Consider the following 25231-nt stretch of genomic DNA (forward strand, 5'->3'; position numbering starts at 1 on the left):
CTAGGCGCTCAGCCGGGCTCAGCGGGTAAACACCCGCTGCAGACGACGGCCGACTGGCGCAGGCGGCTGGGTCGGGGCCGGCGCTCCGAACAGCCGCTCGAAGAAGTTTGGCCCAGACGAGCCGAAGCCGCCGCCATTGTTGGCCACCGCCACGCCGGAGGGGAGCGTCGTCGCCGGGCGCGAATAGCTCGGCTGGGAATGCGCCACGATAGCCTCGAGGTCCTTGCCGCGATTGTTCTTCAGGATGTTGATCATGGTTGCGTCGCGGCCATAGACGTCCTTGCGGAATTGCAGCTTGCCGGCGTCATCCACGAACGCGGTCTGATAGGTGATGTTGACCGGGATCGGGGTCGGGAATTTCAGGTCGATCTCGCTCTTGCCGTACATGCTGCGCACGCGCTCCGGCGTGTACTTGTCGCTTGGCATGGTGATGTTGAGCAGCACGGACGCGTACTGATCCGGGTTCTGCACGCGCATGCAGCCATGGCTGAAGGCGCGATCTTCCTTGGCGAACAGATGCTTGTCCGGCGTGTCGTGCTGATAGACCAGGAACTTGTTCGGGAAATTGAAGCGGATGCGGCCGAGCGCGTTGGCTTCACCCGGCGGCTGCGAGATGTGCACCGAGCCGTCGCGGTTCTGCTCGAGCTTGAGGCCCATGCGCTGAAGCACGGTCGGGTCCTGCTGAAGCGCCGGCAGATATTCGTTGTAGACGATCGACGGCGGCACGTTCCAGGTCGGATTGACCGTGATGTACTTCATCGTCTCGCTGAGCAGCGGGGTGGCATGCGTGCCAGGCTTGCCGGTGACGACGCGGGTGGTCCAGACCTGCTGGCCGCGCTGCATCACCTTCAGCGTGTAGTCGGGAATGTTGAGGATGACATAGGCATCGCGCAGCGCGGGCGCGCCGAGGTCGCGCGGCAGCCAGCGCCAGCGCTCCATGTTCACCAGCACCACGTCGATCTGCTTGTCGCGCTTGGGCGTGTTGAGCGCCTTGACGGTCTTGTCGTCGAGGATGCCGGTCGCCTTCATCTCGACGCCGCTCTGGAATTTGCGCACGGCATCGGCGACCGCCGCATCATAGCGGGGGTCATTCGCGTTCTCGGTGATGCCGAGCTTGGCGCGCAGCTGTGGCACGCGCGGATCTTCCACGACGATCTCGGCCTGCTTCTTGCCGGCCGGCGTGTATTTCAGCGCCGGACCGTCGGCGATCTCGATCACGGGTCCGTTGCCCTGGCCGCGCAGTTCCGCGAGCTTGGCCTTCAGCTCCTTGTAGAGCTTGTGCGGCGGATTGTAGCTGTCGAGCGCCGCGGAGGCGTCCGTCGCGGTCGTGACCTTGGCGAGCACCTCGTTCGGGTCGACCGGATGTTCGGGATAGAGGATGTCGCCGCTGACCTGCGACCAGTGCATGCGGCCACTCTGGGCCTGCCGCGCATAGTCAAACATGCTGGCGGTGAGCTTCAGCTCGGCATCGGCGAGCGCATCGGGCGTGGTGGCGGTGGCGAAATCCGGCACCGGATAGTCGGCGGGGTTGAGGCCGTCGGAGGCTGCATCCTTCAGCCGCGCGATGACGCCCTTGGCCGCAGCGGTCAGGCTGCCGCCTTGTGTCCAGACCGGCGCGAAATCGCGCGCAGCGTAAAACTTCTCGATCGCGGCGCGCTCGTTCTTGCGGTCGAAATTGCGCGAGGTCTTGGCGCCGATGATGTCCCTGAGCTTGTCGGCGACCGGCTGGTCGGCAGCGGGAACGTTGCTCGCGGCCTTCACCGGCTCGGCGGCCGGAGTCGCAGCAGGTGCCGTCGCAGTGTCGGCCTTGGCGGGTTCTGTGTTCGCGGGTTCGGTCTTCGCGGGTTCGGTCTTGGCCGTCTCGTTCTTCGGCGCCTCGGTGGCGGGCGAGGTGGCAACGTCGGAAGGCTTGGTCTCGACCTTGTCGGGCGCCGGTGCGACTTCGGCCTTCACGGGCTCTTTCGCAGAGTCCGGGATGGTGGCGGTGGTGTCGAGCTTGATGTCGGAAGCGGTCGGAGGCGGGACGTTGGCCGGCTCGGGGCGCGGGATCGCGGCTTCGATCGCGAGCTCGGCGGCGCTGCTGCGCGTCTGATCCTGCGCCAGGGCTGAGCTGGCCGACACCGTGAGGAAGGTCGCCGCGACCGTCATCAAGACACGGTCAAAGCCTGCACGGTGGTTCAAACAGTCACGCATTGTGTCACACCCCTCGGGTGAACTGTCCCTCGTGGAACAGCTTCGTTATCGTCTCTAAATCTTCGGCTAAACCGCGCCGGCCTCTCGAATGTCGCACGCCTGCACGCAACGATTCATACGCAGACGATATACAGGCCCCGCTTTTGCGGCCAGCGCTACCCGGGACAACTCACGACAAACTGACGTCAAGGCAGCCTCTTTGGCAACGGATTATGCGCTTGCCCCACGCGCTTTTCCCTGTGTCTGTCACTTCCAGGTCACGGTTCACGTCGCGGCCAAATTTCGCCGTGATGCGAAGGGCTTGCGGCTTCGTCGCAACATCGGCCAAGCCGCTGTTCAGATACGGCTCAGTGCGTCTCCTCGTCGCTTTTTCCGCCATGGCCAGGCACGCCTGCTTCGTCGAGTTTGCGGTAGAGCGTGGACCGACCGATTTTGAGGCGGCGGGCGACTTCGGACATCTGCCCGCGATAATGCGAGATCGCGAAGCGGATGATTTCGTTCTCCATGTCCTCCAGCGGGCGGACATCGCCGCTCGCGGTCAGCATGGAGAGAGTTCCCGCTGACGGGAAGGGAGCGATCGGTATTTCGTTACCTGATACCAAGGAAGGCGCCGCGATCGGCTCGAGCAGCAATGGCGCAGTCGGAATGTCGGCTGCGGGATGCGGCTGCGAGGCGAGCAGGGGGAAATCGCCGAGGCCAAGCTGGTCGCCGTCGCTCATCACCACCGCGCGGTAGACCGCGTTTTCGAGCTGGCGGATGTTGCCGGGCCAGTCGAGCTGGGCGAGGTGCGCCACCGCCTCGCCGCTGATGCCGGTGATGGGGCGGTTCTCCTCGGCGGCAAAGCGCGCGAGGAAATGCCGCAGCAGATGCGGAATGTCCTCGCGCCGGGTGCGCAGCGACGGGATCGTCAGCGGCAGCACGTGCAGGCGATAGAACAGATCTTCCCGGAAGTGTCCCTGTTTCACCCGCTCCAGGAGCTTGCGGTTGGTCGCGGAGATGATGCGCACGTCGACCTTGACGGGCTTGCGGCCGCCGACCGCCTCGACCGCGCCTTCCTGAAGCGCGCGCAACAACTTGACCTGCGCGGTCAGCGGCAACTCGCTGACCTCGTCCAGGAACAGCGTGCCGCCATGAGCCTCGACGAACTTGCCCATGTGCCGCTCGGTGGCGCCGGTGAAGGCGCCTTTCTCGTGGCCGAACAGGATGGACTCGACGAGGTTGTCGGGAATCGCGCCGCAATTCACGGCGACAAAAGGTTTTGCCTTGCGCTCGCCGCTGCCATGGATGGCGCGCGCGAACATCTCCTTGCCGACGCCGGACTCGCCCTCGATCAGCACGGGAATCGAGGAGTTCGCCGCCTTCTGCGCGGCGCGCATCACGCCCGCCATTGCCTCGGAGCGGGTGATGATGTCGGAGAAGGTCAGCCGGCCCTCGCGGCTGTGACGGATGCGCTGCAATTCGCCCTTGAGCGCGGAGGCGTTGAGCGCGTTGCGCAGCGAAACCTGAAGTCGCTCGAGGCCGACCGGCTTGACGACGAAATCGGCCGCGCCGGCGCGCATCGCCGAGATCACGTTGTCGATGCCGCCATGCGCGGTCTGCACGATGACGGGGATGCTGAGGCCGGCTTCGCGGATTTTCGCCAGCACACCCATGCCGTCGAGGCCGGGCATCACGAGATCGAGGATGACGCCGTCGATGGCCGGGGCGTCGGGTGCGGTGAGCGCGGCGATCGCAGCGTCGCCGGACTCCACGACGATCGTCTCATAGCCGCATTTCTGCACCATGTTTTCGACCAGCCGGCGGGCTACAGCGTCGTCGTCGGCGATCAAAATACTGGCAGCCATGGTGTTCCCTGCACGCTACAACTATCTGTCTCGAATCGGGGCACTCTGGCCGAAGCCGATTAACGCACTCTTAAACCTTGATGCCCACGCCCGCCGTCGCGACTGTTGAACACAGGTTTCCCACACAATGAATTCGCGCTCCAAGCCCGCTCTCAAAAAGTCTGCTCTCAAGAAGGCCGCTTCCAGCAAGCCCGCTCCTCGCAAGCCGAGCACCAGGAAATCCGCCGTCAAGGCAAAGTCCTCCAGGCCTTCACTCGCCAAATCTTCACCCGCAAAGCCTTCACCTGCAAAGCCTGCGAGCAAGACCGGCAAGCTTCCCGAGTGGAACCTGGCCGATCTCTATTCCGGGATCGATGCGCCGGAAGTGGCGCGCGATCTCGAAAAGATGGATGCCGATTGCGTCGCGTTCGAGACCGACTACAAGGGCAAGCTCGCGACAGGGACAGCAAACGAAGATGGCGGAAAATGGCTCGCGGAAGCCGTGCGACGCTATGAGGCAATCGATGATCTCGCCGGCCGCCTCGGCTCCTATGCCGGCCTGGTCCATGCCGGCGACAGCGTGGACCCTGCGATTTCAAAGTTTTACGGCGACGTGTCCGAGCGCCTGACGGCGGCGTCGACGCATCTTCTGTTCTTCGCGCTCGAGCTCAACCGGATCGATGACGATATTTTGAACCGCGCGATGCAGGCCGCCGAGCTCGCGCACTATCGTCCCTGGATCGAGGATTTGCGCAAGGAGAAGCCGTACCAGCTCGACGACAAGCTCGAGCAGCTCTTCCTGGAGAAGGCGCAGACCGGCTATTCCGCCTTCAACAGGCTGTTCGACCAGACCATCTCGGGCCTGCGCTTCAAGGTCGGCGCCAAAGAGCTCGCGATCGAGCCGACGCTGAATCTCCTGCAGGACCGCGACGGCGCCAAGCGCAAGAGCGCAGCGGAGGCGCTGGCCAAAACCTTCAAGGCCAATGAGCGCACCTTTGCGCTGATCACCAACACGCTCGCGAAGGACAAGGATATCTCCGACCGCTGGCGAGGTTTTCAGGACGTTGCGGATTCCCGCCACCTCAACAACCGCGTCGAGCGCGAGGTGGTGGACGCCCTGGTCGCTTCCGTGCACGCGGCTTATCCAAAGCTGTCGCATCGCTACTACGCGCTGAAGGCGAAGTGGTTCGGCAAGAAGCGGCTGGCTTATTGGGACCGCAACGCGCCGCTGCCCTTTGCCGCGACCGACGTCATTGGCTGGCCCGATGCACGGAACATGGTGCTGACGGCCTATCGCGGCTTCTCGCCTAAGATGGCCGACATCGCGGAGCGCTTCTTCACCGACCGCTGGATCGACGCGCCGGTGCGTCCGGGCAAGGTGCCCGGCGCGTTCTCGCATCCGACCACGCCGTCGGCGCATCCTTACGTGCTGATGAACTATCAGGGCAAGCCGCGCGACGTGATGACGCTTGCCCATGAGCTCGGCCATGGCGTGCATCAGGTGCTCGCCGCGAAGAACGGAGCGCTGATGGCGCCGACGCCGCTGACGCTGGCGGAGACCGCGAGCGTGTTCGGCGAGATGCTCACGTTCAAGCGGCTCCTTGCCCAGACCAAGAACGCAAAGCAGCGCCAGGCGCTGCTCGCCGGCAAGGTCGAGGACATGATCAATACCGTGGTGCGGCAGATCGCGTTCTATTCGTTCGAACGCGCGGTCCACACCGAGCGCAAGAACGGCGAGCTCACCGCAACGCGGCTCGGCGAGATCTGGCTGTCGGTGCAGGGCGAGAGCCTCGGGCCCGCGATCGAGATCAAGGCAGGCTACGAGAACTACTGGATGTACATCCCGCACTTCATCCACTCGCCGTTCTATGTCTACGCCTATGCGTTCGGCGATTGTCTCGTGAACTCGCTTTATGCGGTCTACGAGCATGCGGCCGAGGGCTTTGCCGAGCGCTATCTCGACATGCTCGCCGCGGGCGGCACCAAGCACTATTCCGAGCTGCTGCGGCCATTCGGGCTCGACGCGAAGGACCCGAAGTTCTGGGACGGCGGGCTCAGCGTCATCGCCGGGATGATCGACGAGCTGGAGGCGATGGGCTGAAGGGGCGAGCCTGCCTCATTTGTAGGCAAGGAAGGCATAAAACATTTGTTGAACGGTGGGTCGCAAAGACGTTATACAAACGTATAACGAGTAATGAGGTGCGGCTATGGGCGAGAACGCGGATCCGAAGGATTTGAAGAGCGCCTCCACCGTGCTTCAGGTGCGCAAGATCGGAAATTCGATCGGCGTTATCCTGCCGAAGGAGCTTGCTGCTCGTCTGAATCTCAGAGAGGGCGACAAACTGTTCCCGGTCGAGCAACCGGACGGTGGCGTCTTGCTGACGCCTCATGATCCTGATTTTGAAAAAGCGATGGAAGTCGCGCGGCGAGGCATCAAGCGTTATCACAACGCCCTCGCCGAGCTGGCCAAATGAGCGAGCCGTTCTGGCTGACGCGTCGAATGATCATTGCGATCCACGACGAGCAGCTCGTGATCCATGGCGGCGCAAGTGGCTTGCGAGATGAGGGTATGCTGGACCCTGCGCTCGATCGGCCGAGGAACAAATGGTCTTCTGAGAACGCCGATCTCGCTGAGTTGGCGGCCGCTTACGCTTTCGGCATCGCACGCAACCGTCCCTTCGTTGACGGCAACAAGCGCATGTCACTCCTTGCGCTGTACACATTTCTCGGCGTGAACAGCATCGACTTCATCGTGCCCGAGGCGGAAGCGGCCGCGATTATCCTCTCGCTCGCTGCGGGCGAAGTCAGCGAGCAGGGCCTCACGCGCTGGATCCGCGACAATTGGAATTCCAAATGACCTGATTTGCGGAAAAACCGCGCCCGCGTGCCGTTGCCCTGCCCGAAACTTTGCGGTATCCCAGCCCCAGAATTCGACTTTCGACTGGGGACAATCCATGGCTGACCATAGCGAAGTGGCGTACACCACCGCCGACGGCAACGACTACGTTGCGCACGAGCAGACCTATGAGGGCTTCATCAAGCTGGTGAAGTACGGCACGGCCTCGGTCGCGCTCATCGTGATCCTGATGGCGATTTTCCTCACCTGATCCGTCTTCGGTAGCTGCACACGCCAGCGGCAGCAGCTGCCCAGAATACTTGCATACAAACCGGTCCCAGAACCGGTATCGAACGCTGCGGGAGTTACGCTTAGTTTGCGCGTGCGCTGTCCCGCGCCGCCGGAGGACCTATGAAGATCGCCGTTGCCAAGGAAATCGATCCGTCAGAGCCGCGGGTCGCCGCTTCGCCTGATACGGTGAAGAAGTTTAAGGCGCTCGGTGCCGAGATCGCCGTCGAGCCGGGCGCCGGCATCAAGTCAGGCCTGCCGGATTCCGAATTCACCGCCGTGGGCGCCACTGTCAGCGCCGATGCGCTCAAGGACGCCGATATCATCATCAAGGTGAAGCGTCCCGAGGCGTCGGAGCTTTCACAATACAAGCGCGGTGCGCTCGTCATCGCCATCATGGATCCCTACGGCAACGAGGCCTCGCTGAAGACGATGGCCGATGCCGGCGTCTCCGCCTTCGCGATGGAATTGATGCCGCGCATCACGCGCGCGCAGGTGATGGACGTGCTGTCCTCGCAGGCCAACCTTGCCGGCTATCGCGCCGTGATCGAGGGCGCCGAGGCCTTCGGCCGCGCCTTCCCGATGATGATGACGGCGGCCGGCACCGTGCCCGCGGCGAAGGTGTTCGTGATGGGCGTCGGCGTCGCCGGCCTCCAGGCGATCGCGACCGCGCGCCGTCTCGGCGCCGTCGTGACCGCGACCGACGTGCGGCCCGCCACCAAGGAGCAGGTCGAGTCGCTCGGTGCGAAATTCCTCGCCGTCGAGGACGAGGAGTTCAAGAACGCGCAGACCGCCGGCGGCTACGCCAAGGAGATGTCCAAGGAATATCAGGCCAAGCAGGCCGCGCTCACCGCCGAGCACATCAAGAAGCAGGACATCGTGATCACCACCGCGCTGATCCCGGGCCGGCCGGCGCCGAAGCTCGTCAGCGCTGACATGGTCAAGTCGATGAAGCCGGGCTCGGTGCTGGTCGACCTCGCCGTCGAGCGCGGCGGCAATGTCGAGGGTGCCAAGGCCGGCGAGGTCGTCGACCTCGATGGCATCAAGATCGTCGGCTACACCAACGTCGCCGGGCGCGTCGCGGCCTCGGCCTCCAGCCTCTACGCACGCAATCTGTTCTCCTTCATCGAGACCATGGTCGACAAGAAGGAGCAGAAGCTCGCCGTCAACTGGGACGACGAACTCGTCAAGGCCACCGCGCTCACCAAGGACGGCGCGGTGATCCATCCGAACTTCCAGCCGAAGGTTTAAGGAGAGCCGCCATGGAGCATGTTGCACAGGTCGTCGACCCCTTCATCTTTCGGCTGTCGATCTTCGTTCTCGCTGTCTTCGTCGGCTATTTCGTGGTGTGGTCGGTGACGCCGGCGCTGCACACGCCGCTGATGAGCGTGACCAACGCGATCTCCTCGGTGATCGTGGTCGGCGCGCTGCTCGCGGTCGGCGTCGGCATGGTTTCGAGCGGCTCGGGCTGGGCGCGCGGCTTCGGCTTCGTCGCGCTCATCTTCGCCTGCGTGAACATCTTTGGCGGCTTCCTTGTCACCCAGCGCATGCTGGCGATGTACAAGAAGAAGTCGAAGTAAGCGGCCACCTCGGGCTGAAGGGATTAATGGGGACCTGAGATGAGCGCCAATCTCTCTGCATTCTTGTATCTCGTGGCGGGGGTGCTGTTCATCCTGTCGCTGCGCGGGCTGTCGAGCCCGGCATCGTCGCGCCAGGGCAATCTGTTCGGCATGATCGGCATGGCGATCGCGGTCGGCACCACGCTCGCGAGCCATCCGCCAGCCGACGGCGTGGCCTGGGTGCTCGTGATCCTCGCCGTCGCGATCGGCGGCGGCATCGGCGCGGTGATCGCCCGTCGCGTGCCGATGACCTCGATGCCGGAGCTGGTCGCCGCCTTCCATTCGCTGGTCGGCATGGCCGCGGTGCTGGTCGCGGCGGGAGCATATTATGCGCCCGAAGCCTTCGATATCGGCACGCCCGGTCACATCCACACCCAGAGCCTGGTCGAGATGTCGCTCGGCGTCGCCATCGGCGCGCTGACCTTCACCGGCTCGGTGATCGCGTTCCTGAAGCTGTCGGCCCGCATGAGCGGCGCGCCGATCATCCTGCCGGCGCGGCACCTCATCAACATCGCGCTCGCGATTGCGCTCGTCGTGTGCATCGTCGGCCTCGTGATGACCGGCAGCCCGGTGTTCTTCTGGCTGAACGTCATCCTGGCACTCTTGCTCGGCGTGCTCATGATCATCCCGATCGGCGGCGCCGACATGCCGGTCGTGATCTCGATGCTGAACTCCTACTCCGGCTGGGCCGCGGCCGGCATCGGCTTCACGCTCGGCAACTCCGCGCTGATCATCACCGGCGCGCTGGTCGGCTCGTCGGGCGCGATCCTGTCCTACATCATGTGCCACGCGATGAACCGGTCGTTCATCTCGGTCATCCTCGGCGGCTTCGGCGGCGAGACCGCGGCCGCCGGCGGGGCTACAGGCGAACAGAAGCCCGCCAAGCTCGGCTCGGCCGACGATGCTGCCTTCATCATGAAGAACGCCTCCAAAGTCATCATCGTGCCCGGTTACGGCATGGCGGTGGCGCAGGCCCAGCACGCGCTGCGCGAGATGGCGGACATGCTGAAGAAGGAAGGCGTCGAGGTGAAATACGCCATTCACCCGGTCGCCGGCCGCATGCCCGGCCACATGAACGTGCTCCTCGCCGAAGCCAACGTGCCCTATGACGAGGTGTTCGAGCTCGAGGACATCAACTCCGAATTCGCGCAGGCCGACATCGCCTTCGTGATCGGCGCCAACGACGTCACCAATCCGGCGGCGGAAGAGGACAAGACCTCGCCGATCTACGGCATGCCGGTGCTCCAGGTCTGGAAGGCCGGCACCGTGATGTTCATCAAGCGCTCGCTCGCCTCCGGCTATGCCGGCATCGACAATCCGCTGTTCTATCGCGACAACACCATGATGCTGCTCGGCGACGCCAAGAAGGTCACCGAGAACATCGTCAAGGCGATGTAGTGCGGAAGTAAACGGACCGTGGCCATCAACAAGGAATGGCACCGGTCCCATCGCATGCCGCCCAAAGCGACGCGCGCGCAGCGCGTTGCCTGGCATGCCGCCCACAAGGCGGCGTGCGGCTGCCGCGATGTTCCGGCCAGCCTCCGGCCCGATGTCATGAAATTGCTGCGGAGCCGTCGCAAGCCCTGAGCCGAAAGGCCGGCCGCGCATCATGACCATCGTCAAGTGGATCGCCATCCTGCTCGCGACCGTCTATTGCGTCGGTCTCCTCGTGCTGTATGTCCGGCAGCGCGAGATGCTGTTTCCGATCCCGCCCGTCGGTCGCACCGCCCCCGATGCCGCGGGCCTTCCCGAGGCGGAAGAGCACATTCTGACCACGTCGGACGGTGAGAAGGTCATCGTCTGGCACGTGCCGGCGAAGCCCGGCCGTCCCGTGATCCTGTATTTTCCAGGCAATGGCGATTTTCTCGCCGGCCGCGTCAGCCGCTTCAGGGCGATGACGGCTGACGGCACCGGCCTCGTCGCGCTGTCCTATCGCGGCTATGCCGGCTCGAGCGGTGCGCCGAGCGAAGAAGGCCTGCTGCGCGATGCCGCAGCCGCCTACGCCTTCACGATCGCGCGCTACGCGGCGGAACGAATCATCGCCTGGGGCTTTTCGCTCGGGACGGGCGCGGCGGTTGCGCTCGCCTCGGAACATCGTGTCGGAAAACTCATCCTGGAAGCCCCCTATACGTCGACGGTCGACGTCGCAGCGTCGTCATTCTGGTTCGTTCCGGTGCGCCTGCTGATGCGCGATCCGTTCCATTCGGACCAGCGCATCACGCGCGTCACGGTGCCGCTCCTGGTGATGCATGGCACCAATGACCTTGCCATTTCGATCGTGTTCGGAGAGCGTCTGTTCGCGCTCGCACATGAACCGAAGCAGTTCGTTCGCTTCGCGGGCGGCGGACACGACAATCTCGATGCTTTTGGTGCGATCGAAACGGCAAGGCGCTTCATTGAATCCTAAACGGCTCGTCACGTGGCCCTGGAGCCTGGCCTTCGCCGCGATCCTCACGCTGTCGCCGCAACACGCATGGGCCGCGACCGGGCTCGATGGTGCTGCGATGCGCTGGCCCTATGCGCTGCCCTTTGCCGGCCTGTTGCTGTCGATCGCATTGGGGCCGCTGCTGTTTCCAAAATTCTGGCATCATCACTACGGCAAGATCGCCGCGGCCTGGTCGCTGCTGGCACTCGCCGCGCTTGTCGTGTTTGCCGGCAGCATGGCAACACTGGCGGCGCTCGTCCACGCCATGCTCGCCGAATATCTCGGCTTCATCGTGCTCCTTTTCTCGCTCTATGTCGTGGCCGGCGGCATCCTCATCACAGGCGACATCAAGGCGACGCCGGCGACCAATGTCGGCATCCTCGCGCTCGGCACGTTGGGTGCGAGCATTGTCGGCACCACGGGTGCCGCGATGATCCTGATCCGTCCCTTGATCCGCGCCAATCGGCTGCGGCGTCACAACGCCCATGTCATCATCTTCTTCATCATCCTGGTCGCCAATGTCGGCGGCGCGTTGAGCCCACTCGGTGATCCCCCGCTCTTCGTCGGTTTCCTGCACGGCGTCGACTTCTTCTGGACCACGCGGACCATCTGGTTGCAGACCGCAATCGTCGCCGGACTGCTGCTCGCGATCTTCGTCGTCATTGATGTCTGGCGCTTTCGTAGCGAGCCGCCGCTCGGCGAAGCCGGCCGCGGGGAGCCGCCGCGCATCCGCGGTCTCGTCAATTTGGTGCTGATCGCGGCCATCGTCGTGAGCCTGCTGGCGTCGGCGATGTGGAAGCCCGGCGTGGCGTTCGACATTCTCGGCACCAAGCTGGACCTGGAGGACGTCGTCCGCAATTCGGTGCTGCTGGCCATTGCGGCGCTGTCGGTGTGGCTGACGCCGGACGAGCACAGGCTGGCCAACGGCTTCACCTGGGAGCCGATCCGCGAGGTCGCAAAACTGTTCGCGGGAATCTTTGTCGCGATCATCCCGGTCATTGCCATGCTCAATGCTGGCCATCACGGCGCCTTCGCCTGGCTGTTGTCGGCTGTGACGGCGCCGGACGGTGTGCCGCGCGAGGTCGCCTATTTCTGGTTCACCGGCCTGATGTCCGCGTTCCTCGACAATGCGCCGACCTATCTGTTGTTCTTCGAGCTCGCCGGCGGCGACCCGCAAGCGCTGATGCATGAGCTCTCGGGCACGCTCGCCTCGATCTCCATGGGCGCGGTCTACATGGGCGCGCTCACCTATATCGGCAACGCGCCGAACTTCATGGTGAGCAGCATCGCCAGCGAGAACGGCGTCGAGATGCCGAGCTTCTTCGGCTATCTCTTGCGCGCCGGCGCCGTGCTGATCCCGCTGTTCCTGCTGCTGACACTGCTGCCGGTCGCGCCGATCCTGCACTGGCATTGAATCTCGCGCCTGATTTGCTACTGCTCATTCGAGCAAATGGAAGCGGTGGATGAGCGCGCATAGTCCGATGCCCCGGTCGGCCTGGATCTTCCCGGCGCTGGCGGTGTTGTTGTTCGCGGCCGTCAGCGCGACGGACTACGTGTTCACGCTGTCGCTGGGCGGGCTCGTCTTCGCCATCGTCCTTCTGGTCATCCTGTTCGGCACGGTATTCGCCGCGGTTCATCATGCCGAGGTGATCGCGGAGCGGGTCGGCGAACCCTATGGCACGCTGGTGCTAACGCTGTCGGTGACCATCATCGAGGTGGCGCTGATCACCACGATCATGCTGGGCGACAAGCCCGCGCCGGAACTGGCGCGCGACACCGTGTTCGCCGTGGTCATGATCGTCTGCAATGGCCTCGTCGGGCTCTGCATCTTCATCGGCGGCCTGCGCTATCGCGAGCAGGGGTTTCAGCTCTCCGGCGCCAACGTCTATCTCAGCGTGCTGTTCGCCCTTGCGACCATCACGCTGATCCTGCCGAACTACACCACCACCACGCCCGGGCCGGTCTATTCGTCGATTCAGCTTGGCTTCGTCGACGTGGTCACGCTCGCGCTGTACGGGGTGTTTCTCTACACCCAGACCGTCTTGCACAAGGACTACTTCGTTCACGAACGGGCGGACGGCGGCAGCGGCGGGGCGCATCTATCGGGCCGGATGTTGGTGCTCAGCGTCGTGCTGCTGCTGATTGCGCTGCTGGCGGTCGTGCTGCTCGCCAAGAAGTTTTCGCTGGTGGTCGACGCCGTCGCGGCCAAGATCGGTGCGCCGCCGGCCTTTACCGGACTTCTGGTCGCCCTCCTGATCCTGATGCCGGAAGGCGTCGCGGCCGTTTCGGCGGCCCGCAGGAACGACCTCCAGAAGAGCATCAACCTTGCGCTCGGGTCGTCGCTGGCCACCATCGGGCTGACCATCCCGGCCGTCGGCGTTGCCACCTACGCGCTCGACAAGGAGCTCGAGCTCGGACTCAACGCCCAGGGCAGCGTGCTTTTGCTCCTGACCTTCTTCCTGAGCATGCTGACCTTCGGCACGGGCAGGACCAACGTCCTGTTCGGACTGGTCCATATGGTGGTATTTGCCGTCTACGTGTTCATGGTCTTCGTGCCCTGAGGCGCGATAAGGAGAGTTCCCGATGCTTGCCGCTAAGTCCGAGATTCAGGTCGACAACGAGCAGGTTCGTGTGACCGAGTGGCGGCTTGCGCCGGGGAGTGCCACCGGGCATCACACCCACGGCATGGACTATGTGATTGTTCCCGTAGTGGCGGGGGAAATGACCATCGTGGCGCCCGGCGGCGAGAGGTCCAAGGCGCAGCTTGCGGCCGGCAAATCCTATTTCCGCAAAGCCGGCGTCCAGCATGACGTACTTAACGAAACCTCAACCGAGATCGTGTTCCTTGAAATCGAGCTAAAACCGTAAGTTGGCGTTACTGTTTGCCATCGATCCGTCGCAGTTGATCCCTCACAATGCCCCAAAGTTCCCGCATCAGATCGCGCGGGGAGTGGCCGAGAAATGCTGAAATACCTCGCTAAAATCTCGATGGATATCTTCCCCTCGGTGCTCGCGACGATCATCGGGGCCTACATCGTTAATCACTACATCAATGCCAAGCCCGCGCCTGATGCTCCTGCGACCGTGGTGGCGCCTGCCCAGACTGGCAGTGAGCGCAAGCCGGCGGACACCGCCAACCTTCCCGCACCCGGCGTCAAGGCCAAGGGGGTCTCCGAGAAGAGCGTTTCCGAGAAGAACGTGACGGACAAGGCTGCCGATCATCATCAGCCGGCTGCCGAGACCAAGGCCGCAGACGTGGCTCCCGCCGAGACCAGCCCGCGCGGCCGCACCCCCGCGCGCGAGAAGGCGGTCGCCAAGTCCGCCCCTGCGGCCACCGCTCCGGCTGCCGCGGCTCCCGCCACCGCCCCGGTGGTGGAGGCCAATTCGGCGCCGGCTGCGGCTTCCCCAGCCGCGAGCCCCGACGCCAACGACCTCGTGCGCGCCGCGATCGAGCGTCTGCGCAAATCGCCTGAGGGCAAAGCCGCTGAGGCCAAATCGGCCGAGACCAAGTCTTCGGAAACCAAGTCCGCTGAAAGGCCGGCGGAGCCTGGGTTGAGAGAAGCCGCCCGCATCCCGGAGGCCCCGCGTGTGATCACTGCGGAGCCGTCCACGGTCCGTCCGCTGCCGCCGCCGATCACAGTGTCGACGCCGTCATCCGAGGCCTATGGCAATGGCGGCTCGTCGCCGGTCAACCCGCCTTATACGGCCTCGGTCGGCAATGACGACCCGAATCGGGTGACGCCGCCGGCTGATATTCCCGTGCCGGTGATCGCACCCCCGCTCGATCTGCGTGCCGACGCCGGCGCGACCACGACCATGCAGCGGCCGAAAACCAATGTCGCCGATGAAATGCTGTCCGGCATGAAGTCGATGTTCCACGCTGTTCTGCCGAAGCCCGCCACCCCCGATTAGGACGGCATCTGAGCCGCGCTGTCAGCCGCCGACGCGGGCGAGGCCGCTGCGGGCGGCATCGTCGCGTGGGCGAAGCGAGACCGCCTTGGTGTAGGACGCCGCTGCCTTGGCCCTGTCACCCAGCCGCTCATAGGCCTGTCCGCGGGTGGTCCAGACCTGGGCGTTGTGCGGATCGGCCTCGGAAGCCTCGTCCAGATCGGCTGCGGCCTCCTTGACCTTGCCGAGCGCGAGATAGCTGGTGGCGCGGCCGAGTAGCGGCTCGGCCTTCTGCGGGTTGAGCCCGCTCGCAGCACTGAAATCGGCGATGGCGAAATCGTGTTGGTTAGTGCTCTGATAGATCAAGGCACGGCCATAGAGCGCCTGCGCATTGTAGGGATCGAGCCCGACCGCACGATTGAACTCGTCGAGCGCCGCTGCGCTCTCGCCTGACTTCGCCAGGGATTGGGCCTTTGCCGTGTGGGCCTGGGCTTCGCTGACATTGACGGCGCTCACCGCGCTTTCGGCGGCCGCGGTCGCCTTCGGCGCCTCCTGAGGCTTCTCCTTCTCCGGCATCAGCGATCCCAGATCGAAGGAGCAGCTGCACAGCGCAATCCCCATCAAAGCCAGCACGAACGGCCGCTGCCAGATCTGGCGCAGCCGCGCCAAGCTGCGCTCGGGGAAAGGGGAGGCCATCTACGGTTCGCTCGCGCTGGTGCCGCATCGGTAGTGCCCCCGTCCCAGCGAAGGCGCCGCTCTCAAAACAATAACGCGGGCCAGGGGCCCGCGTCATCGAAAACTGAAGTCTTGCAAGATCCGGTAGATCAGCGCGGTCCGCGCGGACCTGCACCGGGGCCGCCACGACCACCGCGATCACCGCCGGGACCTGCGCCGAACACCGGCTTCGGCTTCATCGGCAGCAGGCCTTCGCGCTGCAGCTTCTTGCGGGCCAGCTTGCGCGCGCGGCGCACGGCTTCGGCCTTTTCGCGGGCCTTCTTCTCGGAGGGCTTCTCGTAATGGCCGCGGAGCTTCATCTCGCGGAAAATTCCCTCGCGCTGCATCTTCTTCTTCAGCGCCTTGAGGGCTTGATCGACATTGTTATCGCGAACGAGAACCTGCACGCGGCATCCTCTTCAGGTGGGTCGGATTTGAATTCTGATAAGTCAAAGGGGATGGCGAAACGCGCAGGCCCTTAACCTTGAGCGCGCGGATGTATCAGACAAAACTGCAGATGTCCACCGGCCAAGGAGGATTTTGGGCCAAGTTCGGCCATTAAATGCGGCGAAAATACCTCTGTGCGGCCCCGATTTGGGCGATTCGGTGCCAATGACGGGGCCGTTTCCGGAGCTTTGCTCCGGAAACTTGAAATCAGGGGACCACACATGGATATGAAAAAATACGCCGCGGAAGCCATCGGCACCTTCTGGCTCACATTCGCAGGCTGCGGCAGCGCCGTCATTGCCGCCGGCTTTCCCCAGGTCGGCATCGGTCTCGTCGGTGTGTCCCTGGAGTTCGGGTTGAGCGTCGTCACCATGGCCTATGCGATCGGCCACATCTCGGGTTGCCATCTCAATCCGGCCGTCACGGTCGGCCTTGCCGCCGGCGGGCGTTTTCCGGCCGGCCAGATCCTGCCCTATGTGATCGCCCAGGTGGCGGGCGCGATCGTGGCCGCGTGGCTGCTCTATGTCATCGCGAGCGGGGCGCCCGGATTCGACGTCACCAAGGGCTTCGCGTCCAACGGCTATGACGCGCATTCGCCCGGCCAGTACAGCATGATCGTGTGCTTCCTCACCGAGGTGGTGATGACCATGATGTTCCTGTTCATCATCATGGGCACCACCCATGGCCGCGCGCCCGCGGGCTTCGCGCCGCTCGCGATCGGGCTCGCGCTGGTGATGATCCATCTCGTCAGCATCCCCGTCACCAACACCTCAGTGAACCCGGCGCGCAGCACCGGTCCCGCGCTGTTCGTCGGCGGCTGGGCACTGTCGCAGCTCTGGCTGTTCTGGGTCGCGCCATTGATCGGCGGCGCGCTGGGCGGGGTGATTTACCGCTGGCTCAGCGAGGAGCCCACAGGCATCGTCGCAGGCGTGAAGACCGCGTAATCGCTAGAGCATAATCCGGAAAAGTGTGCAGCGGTTTTCCGGAAAGATCATGCTCAACCAATAACCTAAAGCGCGATGACGATTCATCCTGATCTCATCGCGCTTTAGGGGGATCGCAGCGATTGCTGCGGTCCCCTCAGGTGCCTTTCGTCGGCCTGACTTCGGTGATGTGTCCCATCTTGCGGCCGGGGCGCGGCGTGCCCTTGCCGTAGATGTGCACCGTGGCGCCGGGAACGGTCAGCCACTTGTCGTAGTCCTTGATCTCGTCGCCGATCAGATTGGTCATGGTGACGACTTCGCCGTGGCGCACGGGCTTGCCGAGCGGCCAGCCGGCGATGGCGCGGATGTGCTGCTCGAACTGCGAGATGGATGCGCCGTCCAGCGTCCAGTGTCCGGAATTGTGCACGCGCGGCGCGATCTCGTTGACCAGCACCTTCGGTCCGGTGCCGTTGGCGAGCACGAACATCTCGACGGCGAGCACGCCGACATAGTCGAGCGCGGTCGCGATCTTGCCGGCGACGCTGCGCGCTTCCTCGGCGAGAGAATCCGGGATCGGCGCGGGCGCGCGCGATATCTTCAGAATGTGGTCGCGGTGCTCGTTTTCGGTGACGTCGAAACATTCGACCTGACCCGCGGCCGAGCGCGCGGCGATCACGGAGATCTCGCGCTCGAACGGCACGAAGGCCTCCAGGATCGCCGATTTGGTGGCGAGACTGGTCCACACCTTGGCGATGTCGTCGCCCTCGCGGATGATGGCCTGGCCCTTGCCGTCATAACCGAAGCGGCGGGTCTTCAGGACGGCCGGAAGACCGATTCGCACGATCGCCTCGCGCAGCGAAGAGACCGAGGTGACGTCGGCATAGGCGGCGGTGCCGATGCCGAGCCGCGTCACGAAATCCTTCTCGGCCAGCCGGTCCTGGGTGGTCTCGAGGATCTTCCGGTTGGGCAGCACCGGGCGGCGCGCATCCAGCACCATCGCCGCGGCCGCCGGCACGTTCTCGAATTCGTAGGTGATGACGTCGACGTCGTTGGCGAACAGCTCGAGCGCCTCGACATCGGCATATTCGGCGCAGGTCGCATTCAGGACCACGTCGAAGGCCGGCGAATCCGGATCGGGCGAGAACATCTGGCAGCGCAGCCCGAGCCGCGCCGCAGCCATGGCCAGCATCCGGCCCAGTTGTCCGCCGCCGAGGATTCCGATGGTGTCACCGGGCTTCAGCTTCACCTGCCTGGCGTCGGTCACGCCTTGTCCTCCGGACGCTCGGCAACCGCCTCGGTCTGCGCCTTGCGCCAGGCGGCCAGGCGACCGGACAGGGCGGGGTCGGACAGCGCCAGCACGGAAGCCGCCAGCAGCGCCGCATTGATCGCGCCGGCCTTGCCGATGGCGAGGGTGCCGACCGGGATGCCGGCGGGCATCTGAACGATCGAATACAGCGAATCGAGGCCCTTGAGCGTCTTCGATTCGATGGGCACACCGAACACCGGCAGTTCCGTCAGCGACGCCGCCATGCCCGGCAGGTGCGCGGCGCCGCCGGCGCCGGCGATGATGACCTTGTAACCCGCCGCCTTGGCGCCCTTGGCGAAAGCGAACAGCCGGTCGGGGGTGCGGTGCGCCGAAACGATGCGGGTGTCGGCGGCGACGCCGAGCGCGGCAAGCGTATCGGCGGCATGCCGCATCGTGTCCCAGTCCGACTGGCTTCCCATGATGATGGCGATCGGCGCGGTCATGACGTCAAATGTGCCCGGAAAACAGAAAGATAGGCCAGATTAAAGGTTCCGGCCGGCGGCTCGCAAGGCGGTGGCAAGGAGAAGGGAATGCACTATCCTGTCTTGGTGAATCCCCGCAAGCCTTCATTGAGCAGGATGCCCATGAAGAAACCAAAAAGGGCGAGTGCTGCGAAGGCCAAAACGGGCCGAAAGACCAGCGCCAGCCACTCCAAAGCCGCTGCCAAGCGTCCGGCCAGGCCGGCGCGGCGCCAAACGCCGGCCGATGGCGCCACGGAAACCATCAAGGCGACCATCCGCGGCTTGCGGAGCAAGCTCAAGGCGGCGGAGCGGCGCGTCGCGGAGCTCGAGGCGGCCGCCGACACCGATTTCCTGCTCGAGATTCCGAACCGGCGCGGTTTCGAGCGCGAGCTCAACCGTGCCATTGCCTACATGAAGCGCTACCGCGCCAGCGGGGCGCTGATCGTGCTCGACGTCGATCGGCTGAAGCCGATCAACGATTCCTTCGGACACGCCGCCGGCGACGAGGTGCTGAAGGCGATTGCCGCGACGCTGACGCGGCAGGTCCGCGCCTCGGATATGGTCGGTCGTCTTGGCGGCGACGAGTTCGCGCTGTTGCTGTGGAATCTCAGCGAGACCGACGCCAAGGCGAAGGCCGCCATCCTCGAGCACGCGATCGACGAACTGTCTTTCACGTTTCAGGGCCGGCACGTGGCTGCGGGCGCTTCCGCTGGCGTGGCGCTGCTGGGACCGCAGTCCGACGCGGGCCGCGCCCTCGAGGAAGCCGATGCCGCCATGTATGTGCGCAAGGCGCACCGGCGCCACGAGCGGCAGATCAGGCCCGTCAGCAGCTGATCCTACAGCGTGGTGAGATCTTGCGGTACATTGCCGAACTTGCGCAGCAGTGTGGCGTCGCCGAATTCGCCGGTCATGGGATCGCCGCTGCGGCTGAACGCGATCGCGCCGATGTGACCGGCACCGCGCGACAAGATTTCGGCGCGCCGCAACGCGGCCGCCGAACTCTGGCACTCCTCTGCGGCGCCCGCGACGGGCGATCCGTCAGCATCGATCAGGAAGGGCATTGCAACGTAGTAGGTCACATCCGACATGGCGTTGCTCCGATGTTGAACTCAGGCGGCGCTGCTCTTGCTCCGCATCTTGCTGGGCGAGGTCTCCGGAATGCAGCCGGCGGAAATCGCCGCCTGCAATTCCGCCAGCTCGGCTTCCAGATATTCATTGGCCATGATCAGCGCCTTGATGGTGCTGCGCAGATTGCCGTCGCACATCGCGATCGCCTGATCGCAGGCTTGTTCATAATGGCTGTTGTCGAGAAGGGCGGTTGCCGACATCTGCGTTGTCCTTCTGCCTTTCCTTGGCGTTTTCCCTGGCCTGTCTAGAGCCGGGACGTCCTGAATGTTCCTATTTTGTTCTTTTTGAGTCAAGCGGATTCAGATACGGCGAGCCACCGCGAAAGATCGGCGGAGGGCTCAGGCGATGATGTCGGGCGTGATCTGGTCTTCGATGAACGCGATGCGATCGCGCAACAAGAGCTTACGCTTCTTCAACCGCTGTAACCGCAACAGGTCGGGGGCGGGCGATTGATGCAGTGCATCGATCGCCGCATCGAGATCTCGGTGTTCCTGCTGCAACCGGGTGAGCTCGACTTCGAGCTCACGCTCGTTTTCATTGGTCATGTCTGCGGTGGCCGAAAACCGATTGGCGTGAGATCTGGGCTGTGGATGCCCTGTGGAAATTATCGTCCTTGCGCGGCGTGACCGCAAGCGATCTGCGGCCGTTGCCCGCCGATCTCCCGCAACATATTTCTGCGAGTCGCTGCGCCGCTGCGCAGGCGCATTGATATCATGGATTTTTCTCGCGTGGTTCCTTACTCACGCTTCGTTACATATGAATTTTCAAAAATGACGCCGCGACGACGGATACCCATCGACAGAACGAATCGGTGATGTACAGTCTCTCGTCCGGATCGAATCCTGAGGTTCAACCCTACCGAGGAGGTTTCGAATGACAATTCAGGCACATCTTGTTGAATTGGAACGGAAGCACAAACTTCTCGAAAACGAATTGCACGAAGCTCTCGTGCACCTTTCAACAGACGACCTGCAAATTGTTGAGTTGAAGCGCCGGAAGTTGATGGTCAAGGACCAGATCGAGCGTCTGAAGCAAGTCGACACGCTCCACTAGTGACCCCCGTAACAGCGTAGAGTTGATCATACCCTTTCAAGCGGGGATGAGTGCGTTTGCGCTCACCCCTGCTGCAATGTGCGTCGTGCAAAATTTGCGCGGCGCCTAGATGTCTGCGAGTTCGGAGACGTGATCGGCGATCGCAAGCGACGACGTCAGTCCCGGCGATTCGATGCCGAACAGGTTGATCAAGCCTGCGACGCCGTGATCGCGCGGGCCCTGCATCAGAAAATCCTGCGTGGCCACCGCCGGCGGCACGATCTTCGGGCGAATGCCTGAATAGCTCGGCATCAACGCCCCGTCGGGCAGCGTCGGCCAGTATTTGCGGATCGCGGGATAGAAGCGCTCCGCGCGTGACGGATCGACCTCGTAATTGATCGTCTCGATCCACTCGACGTCAGGGCCGAAGCGGGCCTGCCCTGCCATGTCCAGCGTCAGGTGCACCCCTAACCCGCCGGGCTCGGGCACCGGGTAGATCAGGTGCGAGAACGGCGCCCTTGCATTGCAGCTGAAGTAATTTCCCTTGGCAAGATAGGCCGGCGGAATCCGGTCCAGCGGCATGCCGTCGATGTTGCGCGCCACCGTCGTTGCCGAGAGCCCCGCAGCATTGACGAGCAGGTCGCATTGCAGCGTCATCGGCGCCTCGCCGCCAGCCTCGATCTCGATACCGCCGGCGGCTGCCTTGGCACGGATCAGTGGCGTGTGGAACGCGAAGGCCGCGCCGGCCTCCTCGGCTTCGCCGCGCAGCGAGAGCATGTAGGCGTGGCTGTCGATGATGCCGGTCGACGGCGACAGCAGCGCGGCGTCACAGGCGAGCGCCGGCTCCAGCGCGCGTGCGGCCTCGCCCGAAAGCAGCTGCATGTCGAGTACGCCGTTGGCCTCGGCATGTGCCTTGATCGATTGCAGCTTCTCCGTCTCTTTCGCGCTGGTCGCGACGATCAGCTTGCCGCAATTTTTGTGCGGGATGCCGCGCTCGGCGCAGTAGCGGTAGAGCGCGTGCTTGCCGCCGACGCACATGCGCGCCATCCAGCTGCCGGCGCGGTAGTAGATGCCGGCATGGATCACCTCGCTGTTGCGTGAGGAGGTGATGGTGCCGATGGCCTCGGCTTCCTCGAGCACGATGACCTCGCGTCCGGCCTGCGCGAGCCGCCGAGCCACCGCGAGCCCGACCACGCCGGCTCCGATGACGACGCAATCGACTTTATCCATGGTCGTGCAGGACGTCCGCTGGAAGAGCCGGTGGCCGCGGCTCTGGAATCGAGGGCGCGCGGCCGTTCTCCGTTAAGGAAGCATTTATCATGTCAGGGCAATTGCCGTATTTCGCGTCAAATTTTTCCGTTGCACATACAGGCGTTTACCCGATCCAAACCCGTGAAGCCAGACAATCCGACGTTGAAATCGCGGGTGGCTGATGGCTGAGAAGAACTGGCACGTGGGCAGCACGCTTCCGATCGCTGTGCAGGCCGTCCTGTGCCTGGCCGGCGCGGTCGCGCCCGCACGCGCCTTTGCGCTGTCGGACAGCTTCACCGCTCCAGGTGATCTCGCCAAGCTCGATCCCAGCGTGATCTGGGAAGTCCTGATCGCGGGCATCGTCGTCTGCTCGTTCCTCGCCGCGATCGCGCTGTGGATCCATTCCTCGCTGCGCCGGACCAGGCGCTTGCAGCTGCGGCGCAATGCCTTCGTCTCCTCCGCCATGAACAATCTCAACCAGGGCGTGGTGATGACGGACGCGCAGCGGCGCGTCATCTTCTGCAACGACCGCTATCTCGATATCTATGGCCTGACGCGGTCGGATGTCCGGGCCAACATGAACGGCTACGAACTCCTCGCGCTGCGACGCAAGCGCGGGGTGCTCGGCGGCGCCTCCGACGACGAGTTCTACGAGAAGGCGGCAAGCAGCAACGGTTTGATCACCGAATTGCCGGATGGACGGGCCATCCTGGTGAAATTTCACGTGCTGCCGAACGGCGGCTCGGTGGCGACGCATCTCGACGTCAGCGAACAGCGCAGGCTGTCGCAGCAGCTCGCCTCCACCAAGCAGTTCCTGGAAACGGTGCTGGACAACGTGCCGGCCTGTGTTGCCGCAAAGAACATCGAGGACGGCTGCTACATCTTCGCGAACACCGCCTATGAGCGCTTCTGGGGCTTCTCGCGGGATCACGTCGTCGGCAAGAATGCGCGCGAGCTGTTTGCGCCCGCCTCGGCGGCCAGCATCGAGGCGGCCGACCAGGCCGCGCTCAATTCGCTGGACGGCCAGTTCCGCAACGAATTCGAGGTCGAGCGTAGCGGGGAGCGGCGCATGGTCGCCTCGATCCGGATCGCGGTCCGCAATGAAAGCAATCGGCCCGGATTCCTGCTGCTGGTGTTCGAGGACATCACCGACCGCCGCTCACTGTCGCAGGAGCTGGAGAGCACCAAGAAGTTCCTCGAGCTCGTGGTCGACAACATCCCGGTGGCGCTGATCGTCGAGCAGGTCAAGGATGGCCGCTATCTGCTCGCCAACCGCAGCGCCGAGACGATTCTCAACCGCAGGCGCGAGGAGGCCACGGGCCTGACCGCCGCCGATATCTTCAATCCCAAGGAAGCCAAGCTGATCATCGCGCGCGACGAGGCCGCGATCAAGAAGCGCGGGATGATCACCGAGGAGCATCCGATCTCCACCAAGGACGGCCTGCGGCTGTTCCTGACCCGCCGTGCCACCGTGCTCAGCGATGCCGGCGAGCCGCAATATCTGATCAAGACCCACGAGGACGTCACCGATCGCCGGCAGACCGAGTCGCGCATGGCGCATATGGCCTATCACGACGGCCTCACCGACCTGCCGAACCGCGCCGCCTTCCTCCAGGCGCTGACCCAGATGATCGAGGCCTGCGAAGGCACCGGCGAGGAGTTCGCCGTCCTGTGCGTCGATCTCGACGGCCTCAAGGAGGTCAACGACGTCTTCGGTCATGCGCTCGGCGACAAGCTCCTGATCGAGGTGGCGCAGCGGCTCCAGGATTCGGCACGCGGCGGCGTGGTGGCGCGCCTGTCCGGCGACGAGTTCGGCCTCATCATCGATGGCAAGCAGCCGGAGGCGGGTCTGGCGCTGGCGCAGCAGCTCGGTGAGGCCGTCGCCCGGGAATTCCAGATCGACGGCCGACCGGTCCGTGCTGGCGCCACCACCGGCATGTCGATCTTCCCCCACAATGGCGCTGATGGCGCCTCGCTGCTTGCCAATGCCGGCGCGGCGCTGTTCCGCGCCAAGCAGAAGTCGCGCGGCACGATCAGCCTCTACCAGCCGGAGATGGACCAGCAGATCCGCGACCGCCGCGTGCTGCACCAGGACCTCTCGATGGCGATCAAGAATGGCGAGCTCTCGCTCGCCTTCCAGCCGCAGGGCGCCGCCGGCCACAGCGTCGCCGAGAGCGAGATCATCGGCTTCGAAGCATTGGCGCGCTGGCAGCATCCGGTGCGTGGCCAGGTCTCGCCGGCCGATTTCATCCCGATCGCGGAAGAGAGCGGCCTGATCGTCGAGATGGGCGAGTGGATTCTGCGTGAGGCCTGCCGCGAGGCGGCGTCCTGGCCAAAACCGCTCCAGGTCGCGGTCAATCTGTCGCCGGCGCAGTTCATGCATGGTGACGTGGTCGGGCTGGTCCATTCGATCCTGATCGAGACGGGCCTCGCGCCCGGCCGGCTCGAGCTCGAGATCACCGAGGGTGTGCTGATCGAGGACTTTGACCGCGGCCTTGCGCTGCTGCGCCGGCTGAAGGCACTCGGCGTGCGGATCTCCATGGACGATTTCGGCAGCGGCTATTCCTCGCTGAGCTATCTCCAGGCGTTCCCGTTCGACAAGATCAAGATCGACCGTGCCTTCATCATCAATCTCGGCCGCAACCCGCAATCGGCGGCGATCGTGCGCGCGGTGATCGATCTCGGCCACGGCCTCGAAATGTCGATCATCGCCGAGGGCGTCGAGACCCTCGACCAGCTCGCCTTCCTTGCCAAGGAGGGCTGCGACGGCGTGCAGGGCTACCTGCTCGGCAAGCCTCTGCCGATCGGGAAATATGCAGGCCTCGTCGGCCGCGCTGAGGTCATGGAGCTTGCGCTCAAGACGGGCTAATGATGGGGCGCTTCGCTCCTTCTCGACG

The 25231-nt window shown here is 64.3% G+C and carries 26 protein-coding genes; 16 read left to right on the top strand and 10 right to left on the bottom strand.

Features of this window, described 5'->3' with window-relative positions; genetic code table 11:
- Nucleotides 1-18: 18 nt before the first annotated feature.
- The gene (locus tag BLV07_RS18580; protein ID WP_091888201.1) at nt 19-2193 is read right to left on the bottom strand and encodes a L,D-transpeptidase scaffold domain-containing protein; all 2175 of its coding nucleotides are present in this window, start codon (nt 2191-2193) and stop codon (nt 19-21) included.
- A 347-nt stretch (nt 2194-2540) separates the two neighbouring features.
- Nucleotides 2541-4037 (bottom strand): sigma-54-dependent transcriptional regulator, encoded by a 1497-nt coding sequence (locus tag BLV07_RS18585; protein ID WP_091888203.1) that lies wholly within the window; start codon nt 4035-4037, stop codon nt 2541-2543.
- A 127-nt stretch (nt 4038-4164) separates the two neighbouring features.
- Between BLV07_RS18585 and BLV07_RS18590 the strand changes: the two genes are divergently transcribed.
- From BLV07_RS18590 to BLV07_RS18645, 12 genes are all read left to right on the top strand, one after another.
- Complete coding sequence (locus tag BLV07_RS18590) at nt 4165-6117, top strand: M3 family oligoendopeptidase (RefSeq protein ID WP_091888205.1); 1953 nt, start codon at nt 4165-4167, stop codon at nt 6115-6117.
- 106 nt (nt 6118-6223) lie between these two features.
- Nucleotides 6224-6490, top strand: a complete 267-nt coding sequence (locus BLV07_RS18595; RefSeq protein WP_091888207.1) for an AbrB/MazE/SpoVT family DNA-binding domain-containing protein — start codon at nt 6224-6226, stop codon at nt 6488-6490.
- Nucleotides 6487-6873: a type II toxin-antitoxin system death-on-curing family toxin gene (locus tag BLV07_RS18600; protein WP_091888209.1), complete on the top strand. Its 387-nt coding sequence runs from the start codon at nt 6487-6489 to the stop codon at nt 6871-6873. The genes BLV07_RS18595 and BLV07_RS18600 overlap by 4 nt, the downstream gene beginning before the upstream one ends.
- Before the next feature lie 97 nt (nt 6874-6970).
- The gene (locus BLV07_RS18605) at nt 6971-7123 is read left to right on the top strand and encodes an aa3-type cytochrome c oxidase subunit IV (protein ID WP_008136857.1); all 153 of its coding nucleotides are present in this window, start codon (nt 6971-6973) and stop codon (nt 7121-7123) included.
- 140 nt (nt 7124-7263) lie between these two features.
- Nucleotides 7264-8391, top strand: a complete 1128-nt coding sequence (locus BLV07_RS18610; protein ID WP_091888211.1) for a Re/Si-specific NAD(P)(+) transhydrogenase subunit alpha — start codon at nt 7264-7266, stop codon at nt 8389-8391.
- 11 nt (nt 8392-8402) lie between these two features.
- Nucleotides 8403-8720, top strand: coding sequence for a proton-translocating transhydrogenase family protein (locus BLV07_RS18615; protein WP_091888212.1), 318 nt, complete (start codon nt 8403-8405; stop codon nt 8718-8720).
- Nucleotides 8721-8759: 39 nt separating this feature from the next.
- On the top strand, nt 8760-10157 hold the full coding sequence (locus BLV07_RS18620) for an NAD(P)(+) transhydrogenase (Re/Si-specific) subunit beta (protein ID WP_091888214.1): 1398 nt from the start codon (nt 8760-8762) through the stop codon (nt 10155-10157).
- A 211-nt stretch (nt 10158-10368) separates the two neighbouring features.
- A complete protein-coding gene (locus tag BLV07_RS18625; RefSeq protein ID WP_091888216.1) occupies nt 10369-11166 on the top strand; it encodes an alpha/beta hydrolase in 798 nt (265 codons plus the stop codon).
- Entirely contained in the window at nt 11120-12598 is a 1479-nt protein-coding gene (locus tag BLV07_RS18630; protein WP_091888217.1) for a sodium:proton antiporter, read from the top strand. The genes BLV07_RS18625 and BLV07_RS18630 overlap by 47 nt, the downstream gene beginning before the upstream one ends.
- A 49-nt stretch (nt 12599-12647) precedes the next feature.
- Entirely contained in the window at nt 12648-13745 is a 1098-nt protein-coding gene (locus BLV07_RS18635; RefSeq protein WP_091888219.1) for a calcium:cation antiporter, read from the top strand.
- Nucleotides 13746-13767: 22 nt separating this feature from the next.
- Nucleotides 13768-14052, top strand: coding sequence for a cupin domain-containing protein (locus tag BLV07_RS18640; RefSeq protein WP_091888221.1), 285 nt, complete (start codon nt 13768-13770; stop codon nt 14050-14052).
- A gap of 93 nt (nt 14053-14145) precedes the next feature.
- Nucleotides 14146-15096, top strand: coding sequence for a hypothetical protein (locus BLV07_RS18645; protein ID WP_091888223.1), 951 nt, complete (start codon nt 14146-14148; stop codon nt 15094-15096).
- A gap of 21 nt (nt 15097-15117) precedes the next feature.
- Here BLV07_RS18645 and BLV07_RS18650 read toward each other — a convergent pair whose 3' ends face one another.
- Both BLV07_RS18650 and rpsU read right to left on the bottom strand, forming a co-directional pair.
- Nucleotides 15118-15768, bottom strand: a complete 651-nt coding sequence (locus tag BLV07_RS18650; RefSeq protein WP_091888225.1) for a tetratricopeptide repeat protein — start codon at nt 15766-15768, stop codon at nt 15118-15120.
- A 128-nt stretch (nt 15769-15896) separates the two neighbouring features.
- Nucleotides 15897-16193 carry a 30S ribosomal protein S21 gene (gene rpsU / locus BLV07_RS18655; RefSeq protein WP_008546194.1) on the bottom strand — a complete coding sequence of 99 codons (297 nt, stop codon included), beginning with the start codon at nt 16191-16193 and terminating at the stop codon, nt 15897-15899.
- A 261-nt stretch (nt 16194-16454) separates the two neighbouring features.
- Here rpsU and aqpZ point away from each other — a divergent pair, with 261 nt between their 5' ends.
- Nucleotides 16455-17177, top strand: coding sequence for an aquaporin Z (aqpZ, locus tag BLV07_RS18660; RefSeq protein ID WP_091888227.1), 723 nt, complete (start codon nt 16455-16457; stop codon nt 17175-17177).
- Nucleotides 17178-17313: 136 nt separating this feature from the next.
- Here the strand turns inward: aqpZ and BLV07_RS18665 are convergent, their stop codons facing one another.
- Nucleotides 17314-18420: a 5-(carboxyamino)imidazole ribonucleotide synthase gene (locus BLV07_RS18665; protein WP_091888229.1), complete on the bottom strand. Its 1107-nt coding sequence runs from the start codon at nt 18418-18420 to the stop codon at nt 17314-17316.
- A complete protein-coding gene (purE, locus tag BLV07_RS18670) occupies nt 18417-18905 on the bottom strand; it encodes a 5-(carboxyamino)imidazole ribonucleotide mutase (protein WP_091888231.1) in 489 nt (162 codons plus the stop codon). Before purE ends, BLV07_RS18665 begins: the two co-directional genes overlap by 4 nt.
- Nucleotides 18906-19046: 141 nt before the next feature.
- Between purE and BLV07_RS18675 the strand changes: the two genes are divergently transcribed.
- On the top strand, nt 19047-19757 hold the full coding sequence (locus tag BLV07_RS18675) for a GGDEF domain-containing protein (protein ID WP_176945623.1): 711 nt from the start codon (nt 19047-19049) through the stop codon (nt 19755-19757).
- 2 nt (nt 19758-19759) lie between these two features.
- Here BLV07_RS18675 and BLV07_RS18680 read toward each other — a convergent pair whose 3' ends face one another.
- From BLV07_RS18680 to BLV07_RS18690, 3 genes are all read right to left on the bottom strand, one after another.
- The gene (locus BLV07_RS18680; protein ID WP_091888235.1) at nt 19760-20011 is read right to left on the bottom strand and encodes a hypothetical protein; all 252 of its coding nucleotides are present in this window, start codon (nt 20009-20011) and stop codon (nt 19760-19762) included.
- Between the two features lie 21 nt (nt 20012-20032).
- A complete protein-coding gene (locus BLV07_RS18685; protein ID WP_091888237.1) occupies nt 20033-20251 on the bottom strand; it encodes a hypothetical protein in 219 nt (72 codons plus the stop codon).
- A gap of 138 nt (nt 20252-20389) precedes the next feature.
- A complete protein-coding gene (locus BLV07_RS18690) occupies nt 20390-20596 on the bottom strand; it encodes a YdcH family protein (RefSeq protein WP_091888239.1) in 207 nt (68 codons plus the stop codon).
- A gap of 328 nt (nt 20597-20924) precedes the next feature.
- Here BLV07_RS18690 and BLV07_RS18695 point away from each other — a divergent pair, with 328 nt between their 5' ends.
- Nucleotides 20925-21104, top strand: a complete 180-nt coding sequence (locus tag BLV07_RS18695) for a YdcH family protein (RefSeq protein WP_091888241.1) — start codon at nt 20925-20927, stop codon at nt 21102-21104.
- A 105-nt stretch (nt 21105-21209) separates the two neighbouring features.
- On the opposite strand, the gene BLV07_RS18700 is transcribed toward BLV07_RS18695, so the two are convergent.
- Entirely contained in the window at nt 21210-22313 is a 1104-nt protein-coding gene (locus BLV07_RS18700) for an NAD(P)/FAD-dependent oxidoreductase (RefSeq protein WP_091888243.1), read from the bottom strand.
- A 202-nt stretch (nt 22314-22515) separates the two neighbouring features.
- Here BLV07_RS18700 and BLV07_RS18705 point away from each other — a divergent pair, with 202 nt between their 5' ends.
- Nucleotides 22516-25203, top strand: a complete 2688-nt coding sequence (locus BLV07_RS18705; RefSeq protein ID WP_091888245.1) for a sensor domain-containing protein — start codon at nt 22516-22518, stop codon at nt 25201-25203.
- Nucleotides 25204-25231: the final 28 nt, after the last annotated feature.

This window comes from Bradyrhizobium sp. Rc2d, from assembly GCF_900099855.1.
Taxonomy (GTDB): Bacteria; Pseudomonadota; Alphaproteobacteria; order Rhizobiales; family Xanthobacteraceae; genus Bradyrhizobium.

Excerpts from the sequence above, each read along its gene's own strand:
- BLV07_RS18705 (WP_091888245.1), top strand. The coding sequence starts at position 22,516 with ATGGCTGAGAAGAACTGGCACGTGGGCAGCACGCTTCCGATCGCTGTG.
- BLV07_RS18675 (WP_176945623.1), top strand. The coding sequence starts at position 19,047 with ATGAAGAAACCAAAAAGGGCGAGTGCTGCGAAGGCCAAAACGGGCCGA.
- BLV07_RS18580 (WP_091888201.1), bottom strand. The coding sequence starts at position 2,193 with ATGCGTGACTGTTTGAACCACCGTGCAGGCTTTGACCGTGTCTTGATG.
- BLV07_RS18685 (WP_091888237.1), bottom strand. The coding sequence starts at position 20,251 with ATGTCGGCAACCGCCCTTCTCGACAACAGCCATTATGAACAAGCCTGC.
- BLV07_RS18695 (WP_091888241.1), top strand. The coding sequence starts at position 20,925 with ATGACAATTCAGGCACATCTTGTTGAATTGGAACGGAAGCACAAACTT.
- BLV07_RS18700 (WP_091888243.1), bottom strand. The coding sequence starts at position 22,313 with ATGGATAAAGTCGATTGCGTCGTCATCGGAGCCGGCGTGGTCGGGCTC.
- BLV07_RS18590 (WP_091888205.1), top strand. The coding sequence starts at position 4,165 with ATGAATTCGCGCTCCAAGCCCGCTCTCAAAAAGTCTGCTCTCAAGAAG.
- BLV07_RS18625 (WP_091888216.1), top strand. The coding sequence starts at position 10,369 with ATGACCATCGTCAAGTGGATCGCCATCCTGCTCGCGACCGTCTATTGC.
- BLV07_RS18610 (WP_091888211.1), top strand. The coding sequence starts at position 7,264 with ATGAAGATCGCCGTTGCCAAGGAAATCGATCCGTCAGAGCCGCGGGTC.
- BLV07_RS18680 (WP_091888235.1), bottom strand. The coding sequence starts at position 20,011 with ATGTCGGATGTGACCTACTACGTTGCAATGCCCTTCCTGATCGATGCT.
- BLV07_RS18605 (WP_008136857.1), top strand. The coding sequence starts at position 6,971 with ATGGCTGACCATAGCGAAGTGGCGTACACCACCGCCGACGGCAACGAC.
- BLV07_RS18645 (WP_091888223.1), top strand. The coding sequence starts at position 14,146 with ATGCTGAAATACCTCGCTAAAATCTCGATGGATATCTTCCCCTCGGTG.
- BLV07_RS18595 (WP_091888207.1), top strand. The coding sequence starts at position 6,224 with ATGGGCGAGAACGCGGATCCGAAGGATTTGAAGAGCGCCTCCACCGTG.
- BLV07_RS18635 (WP_091888219.1), top strand. The coding sequence starts at position 12,648 with ATGAGCGCGCATAGTCCGATGCCCCGGTCGGCCTGGATCTTCCCGGCG.
- BLV07_RS18620 (WP_091888214.1), top strand. The coding sequence starts at position 8,760 with ATGAGCGCCAATCTCTCTGCATTCTTGTATCTCGTGGCGGGGGTGCTG.
- BLV07_RS18585 (WP_091888203.1), bottom strand. The coding sequence starts at position 4,037 with ATGGCTGCCAGTATTTTGATCGCCGACGACGACGCTGTAGCCCGCCGG.
- BLV07_RS18600 (WP_091888209.1), top strand. The coding sequence starts at position 6,487 with ATGAGCGAGCCGTTCTGGCTGACGCGTCGAATGATCATTGCGATCCAC.
- aqpZ (WP_091888227.1), top strand. The coding sequence starts at position 16,455 with ATGGATATGAAAAAATACGCCGCGGAAGCCATCGGCACCTTCTGGCTC.
- BLV07_RS18640 (WP_091888221.1), top strand. The coding sequence starts at position 13,768 with ATGCTTGCCGCTAAGTCCGAGATTCAGGTCGACAACGAGCAGGTTCGT.
- BLV07_RS18630 (WP_091888217.1), top strand. The coding sequence starts at position 11,120 with ATGCTTTTGGTGCGATCGAAACGGCAAGGCGCTTCATTGAATCCTAAA.
- BLV07_RS18650 (WP_091888225.1), bottom strand. The coding sequence starts at position 15,768 with ATGGCCTCCCCTTTCCCCGAGCGCAGCTTGGCGCGGCTGCGCCAGATC.
- BLV07_RS18690 (WP_091888239.1), bottom strand. The coding sequence starts at position 20,596 with ATGACCAATGAAAACGAGCGTGAGCTCGAAGTCGAGCTCACCCGGTTG.
- purE (WP_091888231.1), bottom strand. The coding sequence starts at position 18,905 with ATGACCGCGCCGATCGCCATCATCATGGGAAGCCAGTCGGACTGGGAC.
- BLV07_RS18615 (WP_091888212.1), top strand. The coding sequence starts at position 8,403 with ATGGAGCATGTTGCACAGGTCGTCGACCCCTTCATCTTTCGGCTGTCG.